Annotated in this window: 17 protein-coding genes; 3 read left to right on the forward strand and 14 right to left on the reverse strand. The window is 66.3% G+C overall.

Annotation, left to right across the window (positions count from 1 at the left end; translation table 11 throughout):
* Positions 1-315: 315 nt before the first annotated feature.
* From pnp to adk, 3 genes are all read right to left on the reverse strand, one after another.
* Entirely contained in the window at positions 316-2,403 is a 2,088-nt protein-coding gene (gene pnp / locus OXU43_00160) for a polyribonucleotide nucleotidyltransferase (GenBank protein ID MDD9823594.1), read from the reverse strand.
* A 100-nt stretch (positions 2,404-2,503) separates the two neighbouring features.
* Complete coding sequence (gene rpsO, locus OXU43_00165; protein ID MDD9823595.1) at positions 2,504-2,773, reverse strand: 30S ribosomal protein S15; 270 nt, start codon at positions 2,771-2,773, stop codon at positions 2,504-2,506.
* Between the two features lie 238 nt (positions 2,774-3,011).
* Positions 3,012-3,719: an adenylate kinase gene (gene adk, locus OXU43_00170; protein ID MDD9823596.1), complete on the reverse strand. Its 708-nt coding sequence runs from the start codon at positions 3,717-3,719 to the stop codon at positions 3,012-3,014.
* A gap of 66 nt (positions 3,720-3,785) precedes the next feature.
* Here adk and OXU43_00175 point away from each other — a divergent pair, with 66 nt between their 5' ends.
* Complete coding sequence (locus OXU43_00175) at positions 3,786-4,163, forward strand: Mth938-like domain-containing protein (GenBank protein MDD9823597.1); 378 nt, start codon at positions 3,786-3,788, stop codon at positions 4,161-4,163.
* A gap of 4 nt (positions 4,164-4,167) precedes the next feature.
* Here OXU43_00175 and rpoS read toward each other — a convergent pair whose 3' ends face one another.
* From rpoS to OXU43_00230, 11 genes are all read right to left on the reverse strand, one after another.
* Positions 4,168-5,076, reverse strand: coding sequence for an RNA polymerase sigma factor RpoS (rpoS, locus tag OXU43_00180; GenBank protein MDD9823598.1), 909 nt, complete (start codon positions 5,074-5,076; stop codon positions 4,168-4,170).
* Between the two features lie 124 nt (positions 5,077-5,200).
* Positions 5,201-6,001, reverse strand: a complete 801-nt coding sequence (locus OXU43_00185; protein MDD9823599.1) for a peptidoglycan DD-metalloendopeptidase family protein — start codon at positions 5,999-6,001, stop codon at positions 5,201-5,203.
* Positions 5,998-6,663, reverse strand: a complete 666-nt coding sequence (locus OXU43_00190; GenBank protein MDD9823600.1) for a protein-L-isoaspartate(D-aspartate) O-methyltransferase — start codon at positions 6,661-6,663, stop codon at positions 5,998-6,000. Before OXU43_00190 ends, OXU43_00185 begins: the two co-directional genes overlap by 4 nt.
* A complete protein-coding gene (gene surE / locus OXU43_00195) occupies positions 6,650-7,417 on the reverse strand; it encodes a 5'/3'-nucleotidase SurE (protein ID MDD9823601.1) in 768 nt (255 codons plus the stop codon). The genes OXU43_00190 and surE overlap by 14 nt, the downstream gene beginning before the upstream one ends.
* 57 nt (positions 7,418-7,474) lie before the next feature.
* Positions 7,475-8,386 carry an ornithine carbamoyltransferase gene (gene argF / locus OXU43_00200; protein ID MDD9823602.1) on the reverse strand — a complete coding sequence of 304 codons (912 nt, stop codon included), beginning with the start codon at positions 8,384-8,386 and terminating at the stop codon, positions 7,475-7,477.
* A 22-nt stretch (positions 8,387-8,408) separates the two neighbouring features.
* Positions 8,409-9,575: an aspartate aminotransferase family protein gene (locus OXU43_00205; GenBank protein ID MDD9823603.1), complete on the reverse strand. Its 1,167-nt coding sequence runs from the start codon at positions 9,573-9,575 to the stop codon at positions 8,409-8,411.
* Positions 9,576-9,680: 105 nt separating this feature from the next.
* A complete protein-coding gene (locus OXU43_00210) occupies positions 9,681-10,217 on the reverse strand; it encodes a urate hydroxylase PuuD (protein ID MDD9823604.1) in 537 nt (178 codons plus the stop codon).
* Between the two features lie 319 nt (positions 10,218-10,536).
* Positions 10,537-12,288 carry an ABC transporter ATP-binding protein gene (locus OXU43_00215; protein ID MDD9823605.1) on the reverse strand — a complete coding sequence of 584 codons (1,752 nt, stop codon included), beginning with the start codon at positions 12,286-12,288 and terminating at the stop codon, positions 10,537-10,539.
* A gap of 87 nt (positions 12,289-12,375) precedes the next feature.
* Positions 12,376-13,791 carry an ABC transporter permease gene (locus OXU43_00220; GenBank protein MDD9823606.1) on the reverse strand — a complete coding sequence of 472 codons (1,416 nt, stop codon included), beginning with the start codon at positions 13,789-13,791 and terminating at the stop codon, positions 12,376-12,378.
* A gap of 5 nt (positions 13,792-13,796) precedes the next feature.
* The gene (locus OXU43_00225; protein MDD9823607.1) at positions 13,797-14,777 is read right to left on the reverse strand and encodes an ABC transporter permease; all 981 of its coding nucleotides are present in this window, start codon (positions 14,775-14,777) and stop codon (positions 13,797-13,799) included.
* A 73-nt stretch (positions 14,778-14,850) separates the two neighbouring features.
* Complete coding sequence (locus OXU43_00230; GenBank protein ID MDD9823608.1) at positions 14,851-17,070, reverse strand: ABC transporter substrate-binding protein; 2,220 nt, start codon at positions 17,068-17,070, stop codon at positions 14,851-14,853.
* 127 nt (positions 17,071-17,197) lie between these two features.
* On the opposite strand from OXU43_00230, the gene OXU43_00235 reads away from it, so the two are divergent.
* A complete protein-coding gene (locus tag OXU43_00235) occupies positions 17,198-17,998 on the forward strand; it encodes an enoyl-ACP reductase (GenBank protein MDD9823609.1) in 801 nt (266 codons plus the stop codon).
* Positions 17,985-19,244 (forward strand): dicarboxylate/amino acid:cation symporter, encoded by a 1,260-nt coding sequence (locus tag OXU43_00240; GenBank protein ID MDD9823610.1) that lies wholly within the window; start codon positions 17,985-17,987, stop codon positions 19,242-19,244. Before OXU43_00235 ends, OXU43_00240 begins: the two co-directional genes overlap by 14 nt.
* Positions 19,245-19,513 lie beyond the last annotated feature (269 nt).

Here is a 19,513-nt window from a genome sequence, read left to right on the forward strand (position 1 = left end):
AGGAGCGCGAAGCGCGCGCTTTATACGCTGGATTCCCGCCTGCGCGGGAATGGCGGATATTTGCCATGCCAGTGGGTAGTTTTTCGTGCGGCTCTGGATTTTAGAGTTTTTACACGGCCTGTTTCGTACGCATCACTCCCCCCTTGAGGGGGAGTCGGCAAGACGAGGGCGCCAGCCCGAAGTCGCGCCGGTGGGGGGAGCACCTAAAGCGCCTCCTACACCCCCACCGCCCAGGGAAACCGCAAGTGCCGCCTAGGCTCCCCCTCAAGGTGTAAAGGGGGGAGCGATGGGAAGGGGTTCCGCCGGAGCAGTCCCCTATTCCTGGATCGCCTTCATGCTCAGGCGCACCCGCCCCTGCCGGTCAATCTCCAGGACCTTCACTTTGACCGTCTCCCCTTCGCTTAGCCAGTCGCTGACTTGCTCCACCCGCTCGTCGGAGATCTGCGAGATGTGCACCAAGCCGTCCCGTCCCGGAAGGATGTTGACAAAGGCGCCGAAGTCCATCAGCTTGGAGACCCGGCCTTCGTAAATCCTCCCCACTTCAATGTCGGCGGTCAGCCGCTCGATCTGCTCGCGCGCCTTGTCGGCGGCCGTAACATCGGACGAAAAGATCTTGATCGTGCCGTCGTCCTCTACATTGATGACCGTGCCGGTGGACTCGGTGAGCGCGCGTATGGTCGTGCCTCCCTTGCCGATCACGTCGCGAATCTTCTCGGGGTTGATCTTCATGGTGGCGACGCGCGGCGCGTACTTGGAGATCTCTTCGCGCGGCTGACCCAACACCTGCTTCATGCGCTCCAGGATAAACATCCGGCCCTCGTGCGCCTGATCCAGGGCGCGGCGCATCACCTCCTCGGAGACGCCGTCAATCTTGATGTCCATTTGCAGGGCGGTAACCCCCTGGGCGGTGCCCGCCACCTTGAAGTCCATATCTCCCAGGTGGTCCTCGTCGCCCATGATGTCGGAAAGCACCACGAAGCGCTCTTCCTCCTTGATCAGCCCCATGGCAACCCCGGCGACCAGCCCCCGGATCGGGATGCCGGCATCCATCAGGGACAGGCTGGCGCCGCAGACCGTCGCCATCGAACTGGAGCCGTTGGACTCGGTAATCTCGGAGACGATGCGGATCACGTAGGGGAAGCGCTCATGGCTCGGCATCACGGCCCGCATGCTGCGCTTGGCCAGGCGCCCATGGCCGATCTCGCGCCGACGGGGCCCCATCATGCGCCCGGTTTCGCCCACGCAGAAAGGCGGAAAGTTGTAATGGAGCATAAAGGGGTCCCGGTACTCGCCCTCAATGGCGTCCACGATCTGCGAGTCGCGGTCGGTGCCGATAGTGCTGACCACCAGGGCCTGCGTCTCGCCGCGGGTAAACAAGGCGGAGCCGTGGGTGCGCGGCAACATTCCCACCTCCACGCCGATCTCCCGGATCTCGTCCGGGCGGCGGCCGTCAATTCGGGCGCCGCCGGCCAGGATGGTCTGGCGCACCGAATCCCGCTCCAGCGCCCCGATCGCGGCGCCCGCCTGCGCCGGCGCCTCGCCGCTCTCCTCTCCCTCCGCAAGGGACGCGAGCAATTCGGCCCGCACCTGCCGCAGGCGCTCCCGCCGCTCCAGCTTGTCGCGCACGGCATATGCCTGCCGCAACGCCTCGCCGCCGCGCTGCTCCACCGCCTCCACCAATTGCTGCTCCGGCGCCGGCGCTTGCCACTCCCAGGGTTTCGTCCCCGCGGCCTCCGCCAGGTCGCGGATATTCTCGATCACGACCTGCATTTCCCGGTGGCCGTGCAGCACCGATTTCAACATGGTCTCTTCCGGCAATTCGCGGGCTTCGGACTCGACCATCAAAACCGAGTCGCGGGTGCCCGCCACGATCAAATCCAACTCGGAAGTCTCGAGCTCGGCAAATGCGGGATTGAGCAGGAACTCGCCGCCCCGATAGCCGATCCGTGCCGCTCCCACCGGCCCGCGGAAGGGAACCCCCGCCAAGGCGACAGCGGCGGAGGCGCCGATCAGCGCCGGAATATCCGGGTCCACCCGCGGATCCAGGGATAACACGGTGGCAATGATCTGCACCTCGTTGCGAAACCCCTTGGGAAACAGCGGGCGTAACGGCCGGTCAATCAGGCGCGAGGTCAGAATCTCCTTCTCGCTGGGGCGCCCCTCGCGCCGGAAGAACCCGCCGGGAATCTTGCCGGCGGCATACGTGCGCTCCTGGTAATCCACGGTCAACGGGAAAAAATCCCGCCCCGGGTCCGGCTCTCTTCTGGCGACGCAGGTGGCCAGCACTACCGTGTCGGCTATGCTGACCAGCGCCGCCCCGTCTGCCTGGCGCGCCAGCCGCCCCGTCTCCAGAACGACTTGGTGACGGCCATAAGGAAACTCTCTGCGTATCGGTTTGTTCATTACACCCCCCTCGGTTGCGTCCTTGCCAAGTGGCCGGCGCGCCGGCGCCCAAGACGTCGTCGCTACCGGCTATGCCGTTGCGAATCCCGTTTCCCGCCGCTTATCTGCGCAGCCCCAAGCTCCCGATCAAGTCGCGGTAGCGGCCGAGGTCGTCTTTCTTGAGGTAATTCAGCAGGCGTCGCCGCCGACTGACCATCCGCAACAAGCCCTCGCGGGAGTGGTGGTCCTTCTTGTGCCGCTTGAAATGTTCCTCCAATCCATTGATGCGAGCGGTCAACAAAGCCACCCGCACCTCTGGAGAGCCGGTGTCCGCATCGGAGCGCCGGTACTTGCGCATAAGCTCGGACTTCTGGTCGCTGGATAAAGACACGGACTTACGGCAAGTTCCGCACCGGGGAACTTTCGGGCTTTTGGGGCAACGCGCTTCGGAAAATCATCGCGCGGTATTCTAACCCATCCGCGCGAAAAGTCACAAGGGGGCGCGCACGGGGGGCGCGCACGGGGCCGCCGCGGCTGCGAGAAAAGGGGTGGAGCGCCCAGTGCGGCCATGGCAGCGGCAGCGCGCTGGGAGCATACGCGCAAGGGGACCGTCCCATCCATATGAGCCTTCAGGGGGTTGGAGCAGGCCCCGCCGGAGCGGGCCCCCTCCCTTGTTGCAGCCAACGATCGATCTCTGCGCCGACGCAGGCGATGGACCGCATTCCGTCCATTTCCAGGCAACGCGGTCCGTCTTCGCCCGCGGACGCCGACCAGGTGCGATAGTAGTCGAAAAGAGGCTCCGTCCACTCATGATATACCTGTAGCCGCCGGCGCACCGTTTCCTCGCGGTCATCGGGACGCTGCACCAGAGGCTCCGAGGTAATGTCGTCAAGCCCCGCGCGGCGCGGGGGATGATTCCGCAAATGATAGACCCGCCCGGAAGCGGGGTGAATCCGCCTGCCGGCAAGACGCCGCACGATTTCCTCGTCGTCAACGCGGATAAGGAGCACCTGCGCGATGCCGATGCCTGCCTCCCGGAGTCCATCCGCCTGCGCTATCGTGCGGGGGAAGCCGTCGAACAAATACCCCGCGGCGCAGTCTTCCGCGCCCAATCGCTCCCGAATCAGGCGCAGGATCAACGCATCCGGCACCAACTCCCCGGCACGCATCATGCCCTCCACATCCCTGCCCAAAGCGCCGCCGGCCTGCACCGCGGCCCGGAGCATGTCCCCGGTAGAGATCTGCGGAATGCCGTACTTCGCAATCAGCAACTCCGCCTGAGTGCCCTTGCCGGAACCGGGGGGGCCCAACAAGATCATTCTTGGTTGCACGCTCATGCTCGTTCGCGGCCCTCGCTGGCCGGCAAGGGAAAATACCAGGGTAAGCCCTTATAATGAAAGACGATGAAGTTCGAACTGGATATCGCGCCCGCCGACAAGAATCAAATCCGCTCTTATCGCCGCGGCGCAGTCACGGTCAACGAAGAAGACTTCCATAACTCGTTGATCGTCACGCCGGATCGGTTGCTGCGGGATTGGCCGCCTCGCGGCTTCGACAGCCTGGAGGAGACGCACTTCCGCATCCTCCTCACGCTCGAACCGGAGTGCGTAATCCTGGGGACCGGCGGCCAGTTGCGCTTCCCCGCCTCCGGGATATTATCCCCTCTGGCCGGCGCCGGCATCGGTGTGGAAGTCATGGATACCGGAGCGGCCTGCCGCAGCTACAATGTTCTGGCAAGCGAAGGCCGGCGCGTCGCCGCGGCCCTGCTGATGATCGAATGACGCCTCACTCGTCCGCCGCCAGGGCGCCGAACGAAACGCCGTTTTGCCGCATCATCTTGCGCAGCCGACCCAGCGCCTCCATCTGAATCTGGCGCACCCGTTCCCGGGTGACCCCCAATTCGCAGCCGATCTCCTCCAAGGTGGCGGTAGCCGAGTTACATAGCCCGAAGCGCCGCTCCATAACGATGCGCTCCCTCTTGCTGAGCCCGGACAGCAGCTTCTCAATGCATTGCTTTACGCTACAGTCCTGCCACAGAAAAAAAGGATCGCGGCTGTTCTGGTCAGGCAAGGTATCCAGCAAAGACTTGCCATTCTCGTTATCGGCCGCCAGAGGGGCGGTGATCGAGGAGACCGGCTCGCACAACCCGAAAAGCCTGTCCACCTCGCCTACCGATTTTCGCACCCGCTTGGCCACATCGTAGAGCCGGGGTTCCTGATTACAGCCCTGGGCCAAAAGGCGGGCGGCCCGCTTGCATTCGTTGATCTCTTTTACTACATGTCCGGGAAGGCGCACCGTGCGCGACTGGTTCATCAAGGCGCGCTCGACGGACTGGCGTATCCACCAGGTGGCGTAGGTAGAAAAACGGAATCCCCGGTTCGGGTCGAATTTCTCGACCGCGCGAATCAGGCCGATATTCCCCTCCTCGATCAGGTCCAACAGAGGAAGGCCGCAATTGCCGTAGCGTTTGGCGATCTTCACCACCAGCCGCAGGTTGCTCTCAATCATGCGCCGGCGCGCTTCTTTGTCCCCTCGCCTGACGCGCCGCCCGTAGTCCACTTCCTCTTCCGGGGTCAGCAGCGGGGAAAACCCCACCTGACTCAGGTACAGGTACGTGGCGTCAAGTTCTCCGCCGCCGCCGCCAAGCGGCGCCGCGCCGTTGCGCAAACCCTCCGAATTCAGCCCTTCGCTCATGATTGTCGCAATTTGGCCAACTAGAGACTCCCCTCCAGCCTTGACCCTATCTTGTCCATCATTCCCTGGCCCTCTCCGCAACCTGCCCTGAACAGAACTGTATTTTACCATATATTACAATATGTCAAGTGGAAATCTTAGGCAAATACTTCAATGGGTCGATCGGCTTGCCCTTCTCGCGAATCTCAAAGTGCAACATGACATCGCCGTTCACCGCCTTGCCCATCCTCGCAATCTGTTGTCCCGAGCGCACCCGGTCTCCTTCTTTGACCAGCAATTCGCTGTTATGGCCGTATGCGCTCAGGAATTTCTCGTTATGTTTTATGATGATAAGCTTGCCGTAACCTAAAAGTCCACTGCCGCTATATACCACTTCCCCGTCCGCCGAGGCCTGCACCCGCTGTCCCAGGCGGCCTCCGATACTCAGGCCGGATCGCGCCGTAAGTGATTCTACCTTCAGCAGTTTTCCCTTGGTGGGCCAACCCCAGCGGATCGGCCCCTTCCGGGCGGCCGACTGCCGTAACGGCGGCGCCGGCACAATCCGTTTCTCGGCCTGGACCGGTTGCCGGGCGCGAACCGGCGGCGAAGGAACGACGGGGCTCCTGGACGGGCGCAACCGCAATTGCTGGCCCGCGTAAATAACATAGGGCGGCTGCAGACGATTCCATGCCGCTATATCGCGATAATCCAGCGCATGACGCCAGGCGATCGCATACAGGGTGTCGCCGCGGCGCACCAAGTACCGGAGCGGAACCGCGGGCGCCGCCTTCTGCAACGGCGGCGAAGGGGTCCGCGGCGAGTGGGCGGGCGGCGGCGCGGCATCCCGCGGCCGGGAGGAATCTACGACCGGCGCCGGCCCCGGCGCCATGCAACCCGCCCCGCACAGCAGAGCGGCAAGAACCAGCGCCCGATGCGGTCTCTTCAACCGACCCCCCTGCGCATCGGCACGAAGCTCACCCAGTCCAATTCCGTTTCCCGGTACCCCTCCGCGGTGCGCACGACCCGCAACAGGCGCTGACCTTTCCCGCGTTCCACGGGGGCAATCAAGCGCCCTCCCACAACCAACTGTCCCAGCAGTTCCTCGGGGATATCGGGGAACGCGGCAGAGACGACAATGCCGTCATAGGGGGAATGACTCAACCAGCCCCGGCTGCCGTCGCCGTACTTGAGGTGCGTGTTCCTCATCTCGAGCAGGCCCAAGTTCGCGCGCGCCCGGCTCAATAATGCGGAAATCCGCTCGATACTGAATACTTGTCGCGCAAGACATGCCAGGATAGCGGTCTGGTAGCCGCACCCCGTACCCACCTCCAAAACTCGTTCCGCCTTACGAATCGTCAACAGCGCTTCCATGATCCGGGCCACGATATAAGGCTGGGAAATGGTCTGATGGTAGCCGATCGGCAGGGCCGAATTGTCATAGGCACGGCCCTGCAACGCCTCGTCCACGAAAATATGCCGGGGAACCGTACCGATGGCATCCAATACCTCCCGGGAGCGAATGCCCATGGCGGCCAACCGAGCGACCAAGCGGTCCCGCGCCCGTTGCGAGGTCAAGCCCGTGCCGGGCAGGTCCTTACTCTTTGCCATGCCCGGCAAAATGCCGCACCCAGGCGCCCAGCCCTTCTAACTGGCTATGGCGCGTCAAATCAATCTGCAACGGGGTAAGAGAGACTCTGCCGGCGGCGACGGCATGGAAGTCCGTACCCGGTCCGCCATCTTCTTCCGAGCCCACCGCCCCCACCCAGTAGATCGTGCGCGACCGCGGATCCCGGGTACGAACGGCCGGCTCCGAGCGGTGCCGGTGGCCGAGGCGGGTCGCTTCGTATCCGGTAAGCTGCTGGAAAGGGAGATCCGGTATATTGACGTTCAGCAGGGTATCCGAAGAGAGCGGGTCGCTGCGCAGCCTCTCCAACAGTCGCAACACCACCTGGACCGCGGTATCGAAATAGCGCGCATCTCCTTCGCTGACCAGCGAAACCGCTATCGCCGGGCGGCCAAGGAAGCGCCCCTCCATCGCCGCCGCCACCGTGCCCGAGTACAACACGTCGTCCCCCAGGTTGGCGCCGGAGTTAATGCCGCTAATCACCATATCCGGCTCCTCGGGCAATAGGCCGGTAAGCGCCAAATGCACGCAATCGGTCGGAGTGCCGTTCAGATAATAAAAGCCGTTGCGCGCCTCCTGTACCCGCAGCGGCATATCCAGGGTCAGAGAATTGCTGGCGCCGCTGCGGTCACGGTCCGGCGCGACCACCGTGACCTCTCCCAGGGAAGACAACGCCCGGGCCAGAACCTCAAGCCCCTGCGCCAGATAGCCGTCGTCATTGCTCAGCAAAAAGCGCATGGCCGCCAGTCTAGCAGTAGATCGGGCGCCAGGCCCCGCCGCTGGAAGGGGCAGGCACTATCGTTGTCCGTCGAACAGGAATTCCAACAGCGCCTTCTGCGTATGCAGGCGATTGCCGGCCTCGTCCCAGACCACGCTCCGCGGACCATCGAAAACCTCGGCGACCACTTCTTCGCCGCGGTACGCCGGCAGGCAATGCATGAACAGGGCCCGCGGATCGGCCTGCGCCATGAGCGCCGCGCTTACCTGGTAGGGCCGCAGCTCCAGGCGGCGGCGCTCTCTATCCTCTTCCCGCCCCATGCTCACCCAGGCATCGGTCACCACCAGATCCGCGCCGCGCACCGCGGCAACGGGGTCCTCGAATACCCGCACGCGGTCGGAATGATCTTGCAGCAGTTCCGCAACAGGCCGGTATCCGGGAGGACAGGCAAGGTGCAGCCGGAAATCGAACTGCCGGGAGGCATTGATATACGATTGGCATACGTTGCTGCCGTCTCCCAGCCAAGCGACCAGCCTGCCGCAAATGTCGCCCCGGTGTTCCCTGTAAGTCAGCATATCCGCCAGCACCTGGCAGGGATGAAAGGCATCGGATAATCCGTTGATCACCGGAACCCGGGAATATTCGGCGAACCGCAGCAGGTCGTCGTGGGAGCGCACCCGGAGCAGAAGGGCATCCACCATGCGGGACAATACCCGGGCGGTATCCGCCAACGATTCGCCGCGGCCGAGCTGCGTATCCCGGGAAGACAGAAAAATGGCATGGCCGCCCAACTGCAGCGTGGCCACCTCAAAGGCAACCCGCGTCCGCGTAGAGGCCTGCTCAAAGAGCATCGCCAGCGTCCGCCCGGCCAAAGCGGTGGAATGCTTCCCCCGGCCGGCATCGGCCTTCAACTGCGCCGCCCGCGCAAGCAGGTTCTGCAACTCGCCGGGGCTGCAATCGTTTAACCGCAGAAAATGTCGCACCTTCACGGCAAGCTCCCCGGCCTCCCGGTCATGAAGGAGAACAAAAAGACCGCAGCAATCGAATCACGCAGTCCGCGATACGGTCCGCTTCCTCGTCCGTCAGAATCAGAGGCGGCAACAGCCGCACGACCCGGCCCGCGGCCACATTCAGCAACATGCCTTCCTGCAAGGCGCGCGCCGACAAATCCCGGCATTCCCGGTCCAATTCGATGCCGATCATCAAGCCCATGCCGCGAATCTCCCGCACCCCGGGACAATCCCCCAATCCATCCCGCAGGCGCGCCGACAACCGCTTGCCCAACGCAGCGGCGCGAGCGGCCAGCCGTTCTTCCTCCAACACGTCCAAGACGGCCAGCGCGACCCGCATTGCCAGAGGATTGCCGCCAAAGGTGGAGCCGTGGCTGCCGGGGGCGAACAATTTCGCCGCCGCCCCGCGCGCCAGGCAAGCCCCGATGGGCATTCCATTGCCCAGCCCCTTGGCCAAGGCAAGCACATCCGGAAGGATCTCTTCGTGCTGGTAGGCGAACCAACGCCCCGTGCGGCACATCCCGGTCTGTACCTCGTCCAGCAACAGCAACCACCCCTGCCGGTCGCAAATCCGGCGCACCTCGCGCAGATACCCCGGCGGCGGCATCCGCACGCCGCCCTCGCCCTGCAACGGCTCCAACAGCACCGCCACGACTTCGGCGCGCGCCTGCAATCGCTCCAGAGCCGCGGAGTCGCCATAGGGAACCTGCAGGAAACCGGGGATCAACGGGCCGAAGCCCGGCCGCAGCGACGCGCTCCACGCCCCCAAAGTACGGCCATGAAAGGCCCCCTCCGCAACGACGATCCGGGGCTCGGCCATCCCCTTAACGGAGATCCCGTACAGCCGCGCCAACTTGATCGCCGCCTCATTCGCCTCGGCGCCGGAATTGCAAAAGAAGGCCCGTTCCATCCCGCTCAAACCGGCCAGCCGCGCGGCCAGCCGATGCTGCAAAGGAATACGGTACAGATTGGAGGTATGAAGCAGCCGCCCGGCCTGTTCGACAAGGGCCGCCGTCACCCGGGGGTGAGAGTGCCCGAGGCCGCAAACGGCAAGCCCGCCGACGGCATCCAGGTAGCGCCGCCCGTCCTCCGCCCGCAGCCACGCCCCGGCCCCGCTCTCGAAAGCCACTGGCAGAGGGCGATAGCAACTCATCAGGGAATCTTGCATCTCCTTGGAGAAAATAGCGGAAACGGGAGAGCGACGCCCATCACACGGACGGCAAATAGAAAAGATGCCGGAAGAATACCTGGGGCCGTCTGCCCTGGAGCGCCCTTAGAGCGGCAGCGGCAAACCGTGGGAAGCGGCGCCCATGAACATCAGCAAAGGCAAAGAGAGCAGGGTGTTGGTCCGGGACGCCAAAAAGGCGACCCGCTTCGCGCGCGCCTTCTCGGCCTCGTCGGCTGCCACGATCCCCAGGACCCTCTTCTGGTTCGGCCAGATCAGCCCCCACACATTGAGCAGCATGATCGTGCCCAGCCAGGCGCCCATGCCGATCGTCACCGCGTAGTACTTGTCCCCGTCCTCCGCGCCGGCCCCCAACAGGAAGGACTCCAGGAACAGCCCCTTATGCCCCAGGTAGGCCGCCCCGGAAAGCCAGGTCACCAGCGCCGCCCAGCGAAACCACAGCAACGCCCGGGGCGCCACATATTTGCCGATAGCGGCGGGGCCGGGTCCGTCCTTGTCGGCCGTAGCCGCCGCCATGGCCGGGACTTGCACGAAGTTGAAATAATACAGCAGGCCGATCCACGTGATCCCCGCCAGAAAATGCAGCCAGCGCCACATTGCCTGCATGACTTGTAACTCTTCCATTGGCTCCCCCTAATCGTCTCTCTGGTCGCGCCTGCAGTTCGTTACCCGCCGATCAGCACCTTGGCCAGGTAAGCCAACAGGAACGACAGAACAATGCCCGCTACGATAGTGCCCGGAATGGAATCCAAAGGATTCATATAGCTGCCTCCTACGCGAACCTCCGCGCCCCGTTGTTGCGGAAGCGCAACAAGGCGGGGAATTATAGTGCCCCGAAGACGATATGTCCACTGCTGTATGGCGCCACCGTATGAGCCCAATCAGGCGGCCTCTCTCCCCTAATCCGCAACAGCGGGCTGGGGCGGCGGGAGACGGCGGCGCGTCAGTCGTCGCCGGGCACCCTGGGCACCGCGGCGAGCAGCCGCTGCGTATAAGAATGCCGGGGGCGGCTCAGAACCCGTTCGGTAGGGCCATGCTCTACCAGGCGCCCCCGGTACATAACCGCCACCTCGTCCGCCAGGTATTCCACGACGCCCAGGTCGTGAGTGATGAACAGGTAGGAGAGCCCCAGGCGTTCTTGCAACTCGAGCAGCAGTTTGAGGATCTGCGATTGCACCGACACGTCCAGGGAACTGGTGGGCTCGTCGCAGATCAGCAGCCGCGGCCCCACGGCCAGGGCACGGGCAATGCAGATGCGCTGGCGCTGGCCGCCCGAGAATTCGTGCGGATAACGGTATTTGTGCGCGGGGTCCAACCGTACCTGCTCCAGCAGGCGGTCCACACGGGCCATGCGCGCCGCGTAGGAGCCGCCGATGCCCTGGGCGCGCATCCCTTCGTCCACGATATCGGCGATCGTCATGCGCGGGTTCATGGAGGCGTAGGGGTCTTGAAAAATGACTTGCAGCCCGGCGCGCAAGCGGCGCAGGGCGGCGCCGCGCATTTGCGTTAATTCCATGCCGGCGAAGCGCACGCTGCCCGCGGTGGGCCGCGCAAGTTGCAGGACGCCGCGCCCCAGGGTGGTCTTGCCGGAGCCGGATTCGCCCACCAGCGCCAGGGTGCGGCCCTCGGGCACGGTCAGCGAGACGCCGTCCACGGCGGCCACGTGGCCGACCTGGCGGCGGAATACGCCGCGGCGGATGGGGAAGTGCACTTTGAGATCCCGCACCTCCAACAGGGAGGATGCCGCCGGCGGGGAACGGTCCGCCCCGTTCCCCGCGTCCCCGGAGCGGGGGCGTTGCGGCGCTCCCTCGGCGGCGCCCGGCGCGTCTCCGGGGCGGCGGCGCCCGAGGCGCGCGGGCAAGGCGGCGAATAGTTCGCGGGAGTAAGGGTGCTCGGGGGCGGCGAAAAAACGGTCCCGCGCCGCCGTTTCCACGACGTGGCCGTCCTTCATCACCGCCACGCGGTCGGCGACCTGCGCCGCCACCCCCAGGTCGTGGGTGATAAACAAGACGGCCATGCCGGTGCGCCGGCGCAATTCCTCCAGCAGTTCCAGGATCTGCGCCTGGATAGTGACGTCCAGGGCGGTGGTGGGTTCGTCCGCGATCAGCAGTTCCGGCTCTCCCGCCAGGGCGATCGCGATCATCGCCCGTTGCTTCATGCCGCCGGAAAGCTGATGCGGGTACTCCGCGATGCGGCGCCGCGGCTCGGGAATGCGCACGGCGTCCAGCAACTCCAGGGTCCGCTCGCGCAGGGCGCGGCCCCGCAATCCGCGGTGCAGGCGCAGGACTTCGCCGATCTGCCGGCCGATGGACAGCACCGGGTTCAGCGAACTCTGCGGCTCCTGGAAGATCATGGCGATGCGGCGGCCGCGCACCAGGCGCATGTCCCGTTCCGGCAGCGCCAGCAATTCCCGGCCGTCAAAACGGACGCTGCCCGCCGCCAGCCGCGCCGCGGGCGGCAACAGGCGCGTGACGGCGAGGGCGGCGATCGTTTTGCCGCTGCCGGACTGGCCCAGCAGGGCCAGGGTCTCGGCGCGCCGAACTTCCAGGCGCAGGTCGCGGACGGCAAAGGCGCTTGCTTCCCGGCCGTCGCCAAAGGCGATGGAGAGGGAAGCGATTTGCAGCAACGGCGCCTCGGCCGCCGCCTTGGCCGCCGCCTTGACCGCCGTCTCCTGGGGCCCGGGCGGCGCGCTCATGCGCCGCCCCCCCGCGGGCTTGGGCCCGCGACGAGCCGCGAACGGCAGCGGGCGGCGGCGGCGGTGGCGGCGGCGGCAAGCATGGGCCTATTCGCCGCCCCGCAGACGAGGGTCGAAGGCGTCGCGCACGGCGTCGGCAAACAGGTTGGCGGCCAGCACCAGACCCAGCATGAACGCGAAGGCGGCGGCCAGCGACCACCAGACTACGGGCTCGCGCGCCAGCTCCAGCCGGGCGCGGTTGATCATGTTGCCCCAGCTCTCGGTGCCGGGGTCCACCCCGATGTTGACGTAGGAGAGCACGGCCTCGGCCAACACCAGGGCGCTGAAGTCCAGCACCAGCAGGATCAGTACGATGTGCATCACGTTGGGCAGGATATGGCGCGCCAGGATGGCGAAGTGGCCGACCCCGAAGGCCTGCGCCGCCTGCACGAACTCGATCTCGCGCAGCTTGAGCGCCTCGCCGCGCAACAGCCGGCACAGGCTGGTCCAACTGGTGACCCCCAGGATCAGGCAAACCAGCAGCAGGCGCAGGTCGGCCCGCTGCGCGGCGCTGGCGAATTGGTCGGCATGCGCCTGCATATAGACCTGGGCCATCAGGATCGCGGAGGCGATCAGCAAAACGCCCGGGATCGAGGCCAGGGTGATGTAGAGGTATTGCACGATGTCGTCAATCCAGCCGCGGAAGTAGCCGGCGGCGACGCCCAGGATCAGCGCGAAGGGCAGCATGATCAGGGTGGTCGCCGTGCCGATCAGCAGCCCGGTGCGGATGCTCTTGAGGGCCTGGTACAGCACGTCTTCCCCCACTTTGTCCGTGCCCAGGGGGTGGTACTTGGCGCCCAGCGCCGCCCCCAGGAAGGCCAGCAACAGCAGGGCGCCCGCGGTCAGCAGGATCGTGCGCCACGGGACGGGGCCGCGCCCCCGGACGATGACGGCGAAGCGGGCGGCAAAGCCCTGCCCCGCGCGCCGCGCCTGCCAGGCGATCAGCAGCGCCGAGAGCGCCAGCCAGCAGAGCAGCCCCTGCAACAGGCCGCGGCCGCCGGTGGCCAGGATGTCCGGCCAGCGCTCGCGTTCGGGGAATTCCAGGTGGGCGCCGCCGTGCCGCAGGCGCGGATACACGTAATCCTGGCCGCCGCCGGGCCGATCTACGAATTCCCGCGAGTACTGGTAGGCGGCCAGCGGCGGCGAATAGGTCTTTTCCGTGCCCTGGCGCAGGGGCGCGGCCAGCAGATCGAACAGGCTGTATAACTCGCCGGGGCTGCCCGGCGCGTCCGTGCCGGCATCGGCGGAGGGGCGGAAATGCACCGAGTCCAGGCAGCCGACCGCCAGGTAGGCGCTCAGCACCACCGCACCCATCATGCCCAGCCGGCTGCGCGCCACGTTCGCCCAGGGCTCGCGCAGGTGGCGGCGGCGGCGCACATACAGCACATAGCCGACCAGCGCCGCCAGCAGCGACAGGAACAGCCAGTCGCTCCACAGCAGCTCGAGTTCCGACCAGCTCGGCACGGCCCTCAGCCCTCGAGGCGGATGCGCGGATCCGCCAGCACGTAAGAGATGTCGGTCAGCAGCAGCCCGGCGATGTAGAGCACCGAGCCCAGGAAAACCATGGACCGCAAGATGGCGAAGTCCTGGCGATTGATGGCGTCTATGGTGTAACTCCCCAGTCCCGGGATGCCAAAGAAGGATTCCGTGATCAGGCTGCCCATGAACAGCAGCGGGAGCAGCACCACCACGCCGGTCAGGATCGGCACCAGGGCATTGCCGAGCACGTGCCGGTACAGGACGGCGTGTTCGGCCAGACCCTTGGCGCGCGCCGTGCGCACGTAGTCTTTGCCGAGTTCCTCCAGAAAGATCGTCCGGTACCAGCGGACGCCGGAGCCGATGCCGTGGAGCACCGAGATCAGCACCGGCAGGACGAGAAACTTCAGCCCGCCCCAGCCGGCGTCGAAACCGGAGATCGGGACCAATTGCAGGATGCGCCCGCCCAGGTACTGGCCGCCGATGATGTAGAACAACCCGGATACGGACATCATCAAGACGCAGAGCGCAACCGCCGCGACATCCAGGAAGGTGGCGCGGAACAGCGCGACGCAGAGCGCGACGGCAATGTTGATCGCAAGGCCGATCAGCAGAGTGGGCAAGGCGATCGCCAGGCTGGGCCACATCCGCTGGCGGATGTCGTAGCCGATCTGCCGGCCGCCGTCGGAGTTGCCGAAGTCGAACAGAAACAAGCGCGCCGACTTGGAATAGAAGATGGTGTCGGTGACCCGGGCGAGACCCTCGGCGTCGGCGTTCCACAGCAGGGGCTTGTCGTAGCCCAGGGATTGCTTCCACTGTTGGATGGCCCTGGCGTCTTCGTATTTGGCGCCCAGATGCATCCGCGCCATGTCGTCCGGCGTGTTGACGACGAAGAACAGCGCGAAGGTAATCAGGTTGACGCCGATCAGGATCGGCACCGCATACAGAATGCGCCGCAGGATGTAGGTCGTCACCGGGGCCGCACCGTCTTCCGGGGGCGGGGCGCCGGCAACGGCGGCGGCGGGTATGCGGCCGGGGGCGGCGCGCTCATCGGGCGACGGCCCGCTCCCGGGCGCGGTGCAGCCGCACGGCAGGCACGGCGACGGCCGCCAGCAGCGCCGCCAGCGCCAACACCGGCCACAGCAGCGGCCGGTTCCACCGCTGCCGCGCCTGCGTCCGCAACTCGGGATTCACGCGGCGGTATTTCAGGGTGTTGTTCGCCATCAAATTCGGTTTGGCGTTGCCGTACCAGGCGTGGTGCAGCGAAAATGCCTTGGGATGGAAGCCCCAGAGCCAGGGCGCGTCGTGGCGTACAAGGTCGGTCATTTGGCCGATGATTTCCAGCCGTTGCGGCCCGTTCTCCATGTCCCGCATCCGATCGAACAGCCGGTCGAATTCCGGATTGCCGTAATTGGCGGAATTCTCCCCTTGCGAGTCCACCTTGGCATGGGGGCCGTAGAGCAGGAACAGGAAGTTCTCGGGGTCGGGGTAATCGGCGTTCCAGCCCCACTGGAACAGTTGCGCCGTGCCCTGGCGCATCTTTTCGCGGAAGCGGTTGTAGTCCGTGCCGCGCACCACGAGTTGAATGCCCAGCTTGGCGAACTGCTTGCCCAGCCAATCGTAGCGCGCCTTGGAGTCGGGACCGCGGGCAACGGTGTCGAAGTACAGCACCAGCGGGCGCCCGGTGGCGGGGTCGCGCCCCTCGGGATAACCGGCCTCGGCCAACAAGCGCCGGGCGTCCTCCAGGGGCCGCCGCCGCGCGGCGCCGTCCCGCCAATAGTGGGTCACGGGGTTCAATCCCCGTTCGCCCTCGAGATAACCGAAAATCCCGGGAGGAATGGGCCCCTGGGCGACGATGCCGCGGCCGTTGAGAAAAATGGAAACATATTCTTCGTAGTCCACGGCGATGGCGACCGCGTGGCGCAGGCGGCGGGCGCGCTCCCCGCGGCCGCCCACCACCGGGTCGCGCATATTGAAACCCATGTAGTAACTGGAGGGGGTGACCGCCACCAGCAGGCCAATCCCCCGCGCCCGCATCTCCTCGCTGAGGCCGATGCCGCCCCGGTCCCCGACCTCGATCGCCTGGTCGAAACTGTCGGAGACGATCCCCGAGGCATCGTAATAGCCCTGCAAGAACTTGCTCCAGGCGGGGATAGCCTCTTTCTCCAGGGTATAGATCGCCTGGTCCAGGAAGGGCATCGGCCGCCCGGCGTCGGCCAGGAAGCCGCGGCCGCGGTCTTCCGGTTCCCCCTCGGCGGGATAGGGTTCGCCGCGAAAATTGGGATTGCGCTCCAACACCATGCGCCGGTTGGGGTTGTTCTCGGCCAGCAGAAACGGTCCCGTGCCGAGCGGATACCAGTCCAGCGCGAGGTTGCGTTCCTGCATCCCGGACTGCGCGTAGAAGCGCTCGGCCTCCCAGGGCATGGGGGAGAAAAACGGCATGGCCAGCCAGTAGAGAAACTGCGGATACCTGCCGTGCAGGGTAATCTCGTAGCGGTAGCGATCTACCTGCCGCGCGCCCTCCAGTTCATGGCGGCGCAGGTCCTGAAAGCCCCCGGCCTCCCCCTCGGCCGCCAACCGCTGCGCCTCCTTGCCCAGCGTTTCGCCCAGCTCCCGGAAGCCGACGATATAGCGCGACAGCAGGCCGGCGATGGGCGAATGCGTGGCAGGATGCGCCAGACGCTTGACCTGATATACGTAGTCCCCGGCATTCAGTTCGCGGCTGCCGCTGGCGGGAAAGTCGGCCAGCGCGTGTACGTCGCGCAGGTCTTGCGCCCGCAACCGGTGGAAGCGCAAGCGCCCTGCCGCGTCCCGCGCCAGCGCCGGGTGCGGTTGATAGCGGATGCCCTCGCGGATGCGGATACGGTAGCGGCTGTACGCGATCCGCTCCGGCGGCGCCGAGGCGGGCAGCGGACGACCCTGCTCGTCCAGGTATTCCGCGACCGGCATCTCCGCGGCGGCCAGGGGCGCCAGCCGGTAGGGCCGGTGCAAAAAATGGTATTGCAGCGGCGGCTCGTAGATCTGGGCGATGAATTGGTATTCGTCGGCGCTGTACGCGCGCGCCGGGTCCAGATGCTTGGGGCGCTCGGTAAAGGAGTCGTATAAGATATTCGCCAATGGCGGCGCCGAGGGATACGGGTCGTTCCAGGGCCTTTCCGTACAGCCGCCCGCCGGCAACAGCAGCGGCAACAGGAGCAGCCGGCAGGCGGGCAGGCAGGCGGGCCGGCAGGCAGCGGGCGCGCGGCGATGTGCAAGGCAACGGGACATCTAACGGGATAACGTTCGTCGTCTATAATAGCGAGGGGGCAATTATAGCCTCATGCGCGGCCAATGCCGGAGTGCGGCGCCGGCCGCGCGCGAATCGAAAGGGGGAATACGGCGATATGGCGGCGATATGACCATGCTGGCCGGCGCTCGCGCGCTGATCGCGGGGGTCGCGAACGAACGTTCGCTGGCCTGGGGCATTGCCCGCGTCCTGCGGCGGGAGGGGGCCGAACTGGCTTTTACCTTCCAGGGAGAACGGCTGGAGCAGCGGGTCCGCAAGCTGGCCTCGGAGCTGGGGGCGGCGGAGCGGGTCTATCCCTGCGACGTCACCGACGACAAGGCCATCGCCGAAGTATTCCAACGGTTGCGGCAGGACTGGGGGCAATTGCAGGTCATCGTCCATTCCCTGGCCTACGCCCCGCGCGAGCTGTTGCAGGGCGGCTACCTGGAGCGGCTGGACCGCCGGGGCTTCCTCGAGGCCTGCGAGGTCAGCGCCTACAGTTTCTCGGCGCTGCTCTCCGGCGGGCGGGCGCTGCTGGCGCCGGGCGCCGCCGCCCTGACCCTGAGTTATCTCGGCGCCGACAAGGCCGTGCCCCACTACAACGTGATGGGCGTGGCCAAGGCCGCCCTGGAATCCAGCGTGCGCTATCTGGCGGCCGACCTCGGCCCGCGGGGGATCCGGGTGAACGCCATCTCCGCCGGCCCGGTGCGCACCCTGGCCGCCTCCGGGATCGCGGGGCTGCGCGGGTTGCTCGCGCACGTGGCCGAGACGGCGCCGTTGCGGCGCAACGTCGCCCTGGAGGACATCGGCAACGCCGCCGCCTTCCTGTGCTCGCAACGGGCCGCCGCCATTACCGGCCAAGTGCTCTACGTGGACTGCGGCCACTCCATCCTGGCGCCCCTGCCCTCCGGCACCGATGACCAGGGCTGAAGGCCAAGGCCACGCCCTGCTGTGGGCCCTGCTGGTTGGCGCCGCCGCCGGCATTCTGTGCGGCTGGTTCGTGGGACCGGCGATGCAATCCGTCGCCTGGGTGGGCACCTTGTTCCTGAACGCGCTGAAAATGACCATCGTGCCGCTGCTGATCGTGGCCGTGATCACCGGGGTGGCCGGCTTGGGCGGCACCGGCCGCCTGGGCCGAATCGGCGGCATCACCGTGCTGTATTACGCCTCCACCACGGCGCTGGCGGTGCTGATGGGCCTGATTCTGGTCAACTTGATCGAGCCGGGAACGGGCGCCAACGTCACCGCCGCCGAGCCGCCGCCGGGCACGGCGGAGCGGGCCGAACAGGGCATTCCCGGCATCTTCCTGCAGATGGTGGCGCCCAGCCTGGCGGGGGCGGCGGCGGGCAACCAGCTGTTGCCGGTGATCCTGTTCAGCCTGTTTCTGGGCATCGCCCTGTTGCGCGCGGGCGAGTCGGGGCGGCCGGTCATCGCCTTTTGCGAGGGCGTCAACGAGGCGCTGATGACGCTGGTGCAGTGGATCATGTACCTGGCCCCCTTCGGCGTATTCGCGCTGATCGCCGCCCGCCTGGGCCAGGCCGGCGGCCAGGAAGGAATCCTGCGCGAACTGCAGGCGCTGGCCTGGTACATGGTTACCGTGGCCCTGGGGCTGCTGCTCCACTTCGGCGCGCTGTTTTGCATCCTGCGCCTTTTGTCCGGGCGCGGCCTGCGCTATCTGGATTCGCTGGCCCAGGCGCTGATCACCGCCTTCGGCACCGCCAGCTCCTCCGCCACCCTGCCGCTGACCATCCGTTGCGTGACCATGGCGGAGGTGGACCCGCGCTCGGCGCGTTTCGTGCTGCCCCTGGGCGCCACCATGAACATGGACGGCACGGCCCTGTACGAGGCCGTGGCGGCGATGTTTATCGCGCAGGTCTATGGGATTGACATGAGCCTGACGCAACAGTGCCTGATCTTCCTGACCGCCACCCTGGCCGCGGTGGGAGCGGCGGGCATCCCGCAGGCGGGACTGGTGACGATGATCATCGTCCTCACGGCGGTGGGCCTGCCGCTGGAGGGGATCGGGCTGTTGCTGACGGTGGACTGGCTGCTCGACCGCCTGCGCACCGCGGTCAACGTCTGGGGGGACAGCGTGGGGGCCGCGGTGGTGGAGCGCTTCCTGGTGGTGCAGGCCCCGGCCAAGGCCGCCGCGGAGCCCAGCCCCGTCCAGAACTGAAAGACGCCGGGAGCGCGAAGGCGCCGTTACGCAATCGAGGGGAAGAAAAGCGGCTCTCTCTCGCATCGCTCCCCCCTTGAGGGGGAGTCGGCAAGACGAGGGCGCAAGCCCGAAGGCGCGCCGGTGGGGGGAACATCGAAAGCGCCTGCTACGCCCCACCGCCCAGGAGAACCGCAAGGGCCGCTTACCCCCCACCGCAGCAGCCGGCGCCTGACGGCTTGGCTGCTGCGACTCCCCCTCAAGGGGGGAGTGATGGGAAAAATGAGGCG

It is taken from the genome of Gammaproteobacteria bacterium (genome assembly GCA_028817255.1).
Taxonomy (GTDB): domain Bacteria; phylum Pseudomonadota; class Gammaproteobacteria; order Porifericomitales; family Porifericomitaceae; genus Porifericomes; species Porifericomes azotivorans.

Bases quoted from the DNA above. Each gene is read 5' to 3' on its own strand.
- pnp (MDD9823594.1), bottom strand. From the start codon at position 2,403: ATGAACAAACCGATACGCAGAGAGTTTCCTTATGGCCGTCACCAAGTC.
- adk (MDD9823596.1), bottom strand. From the start codon at position 3,719: ATGAGCGTGCAACCAAGAATGATCTTGTTGGGCCCCCCCGGTTCCGGC.
- OXU43_00175 (MDD9823597.1), top strand. From the start codon at position 3,786: ATGAAGTTCGAACTGGATATCGCGCCCGCCGACAAGAATCAAATCCGC.
- rpoS (MDD9823598.1), bottom strand. From the start codon at position 5,076: ATGAGCGAAGGGCTGAATTCGGAGGGTTTGCGCAACGGCGCGGCGCCG.
- OXU43_00190 (MDD9823600.1), bottom strand. From the start codon at position 6,663: ATGGCAAAGAGTAAGGACCTGCCCGGCACGGGCTTGACCTCGCAACGG.
- surE (MDD9823601.1), bottom strand. From the start codon at position 7,417: ATGCGCTTTTTGCTGAGCAATGACGACGGCTATCTGGCGCAGGGGCTT.
- OXU43_00205 (MDD9823603.1), bottom strand. From the start codon at position 9,575: ATGCAAGATTCCCTGATGAGTTGCTATCGCCCTCTGCCAGTGGCTTTC.
- OXU43_00210 (MDD9823604.1), bottom strand. From the start codon at position 10,217: ATGGAAGAGTTACAAGTCATGCAGGCAATGTGGCGCTGGCTGCATTTT.
- OXU43_00215 (MDD9823605.1), bottom strand. From the start codon at position 12,288: ATGAGCGCGCCGCCCGGGCCCCAGGAGACGGCGGTCAAGGCGGCGGCC.
- OXU43_00230 (MDD9823608.1), bottom strand. From the start codon at position 17,070: ATGTCCCGTTGCCTTGCACATCGCCGCGCGCCCGCTGCCTGCCGGCCC.
- OXU43_00235 (MDD9823609.1), top strand. From the start codon at position 17,198: ATGACCATGCTGGCCGGCGCTCGCGCGCTGATCGCGGGGGTCGCGAAC.
- OXU43_00240 (MDD9823610.1), top strand. From the start codon at position 17,985: ATGACCAGGGCTGAAGGCCAAGGCCACGCCCTGCTGTGGGCCCTGCTG.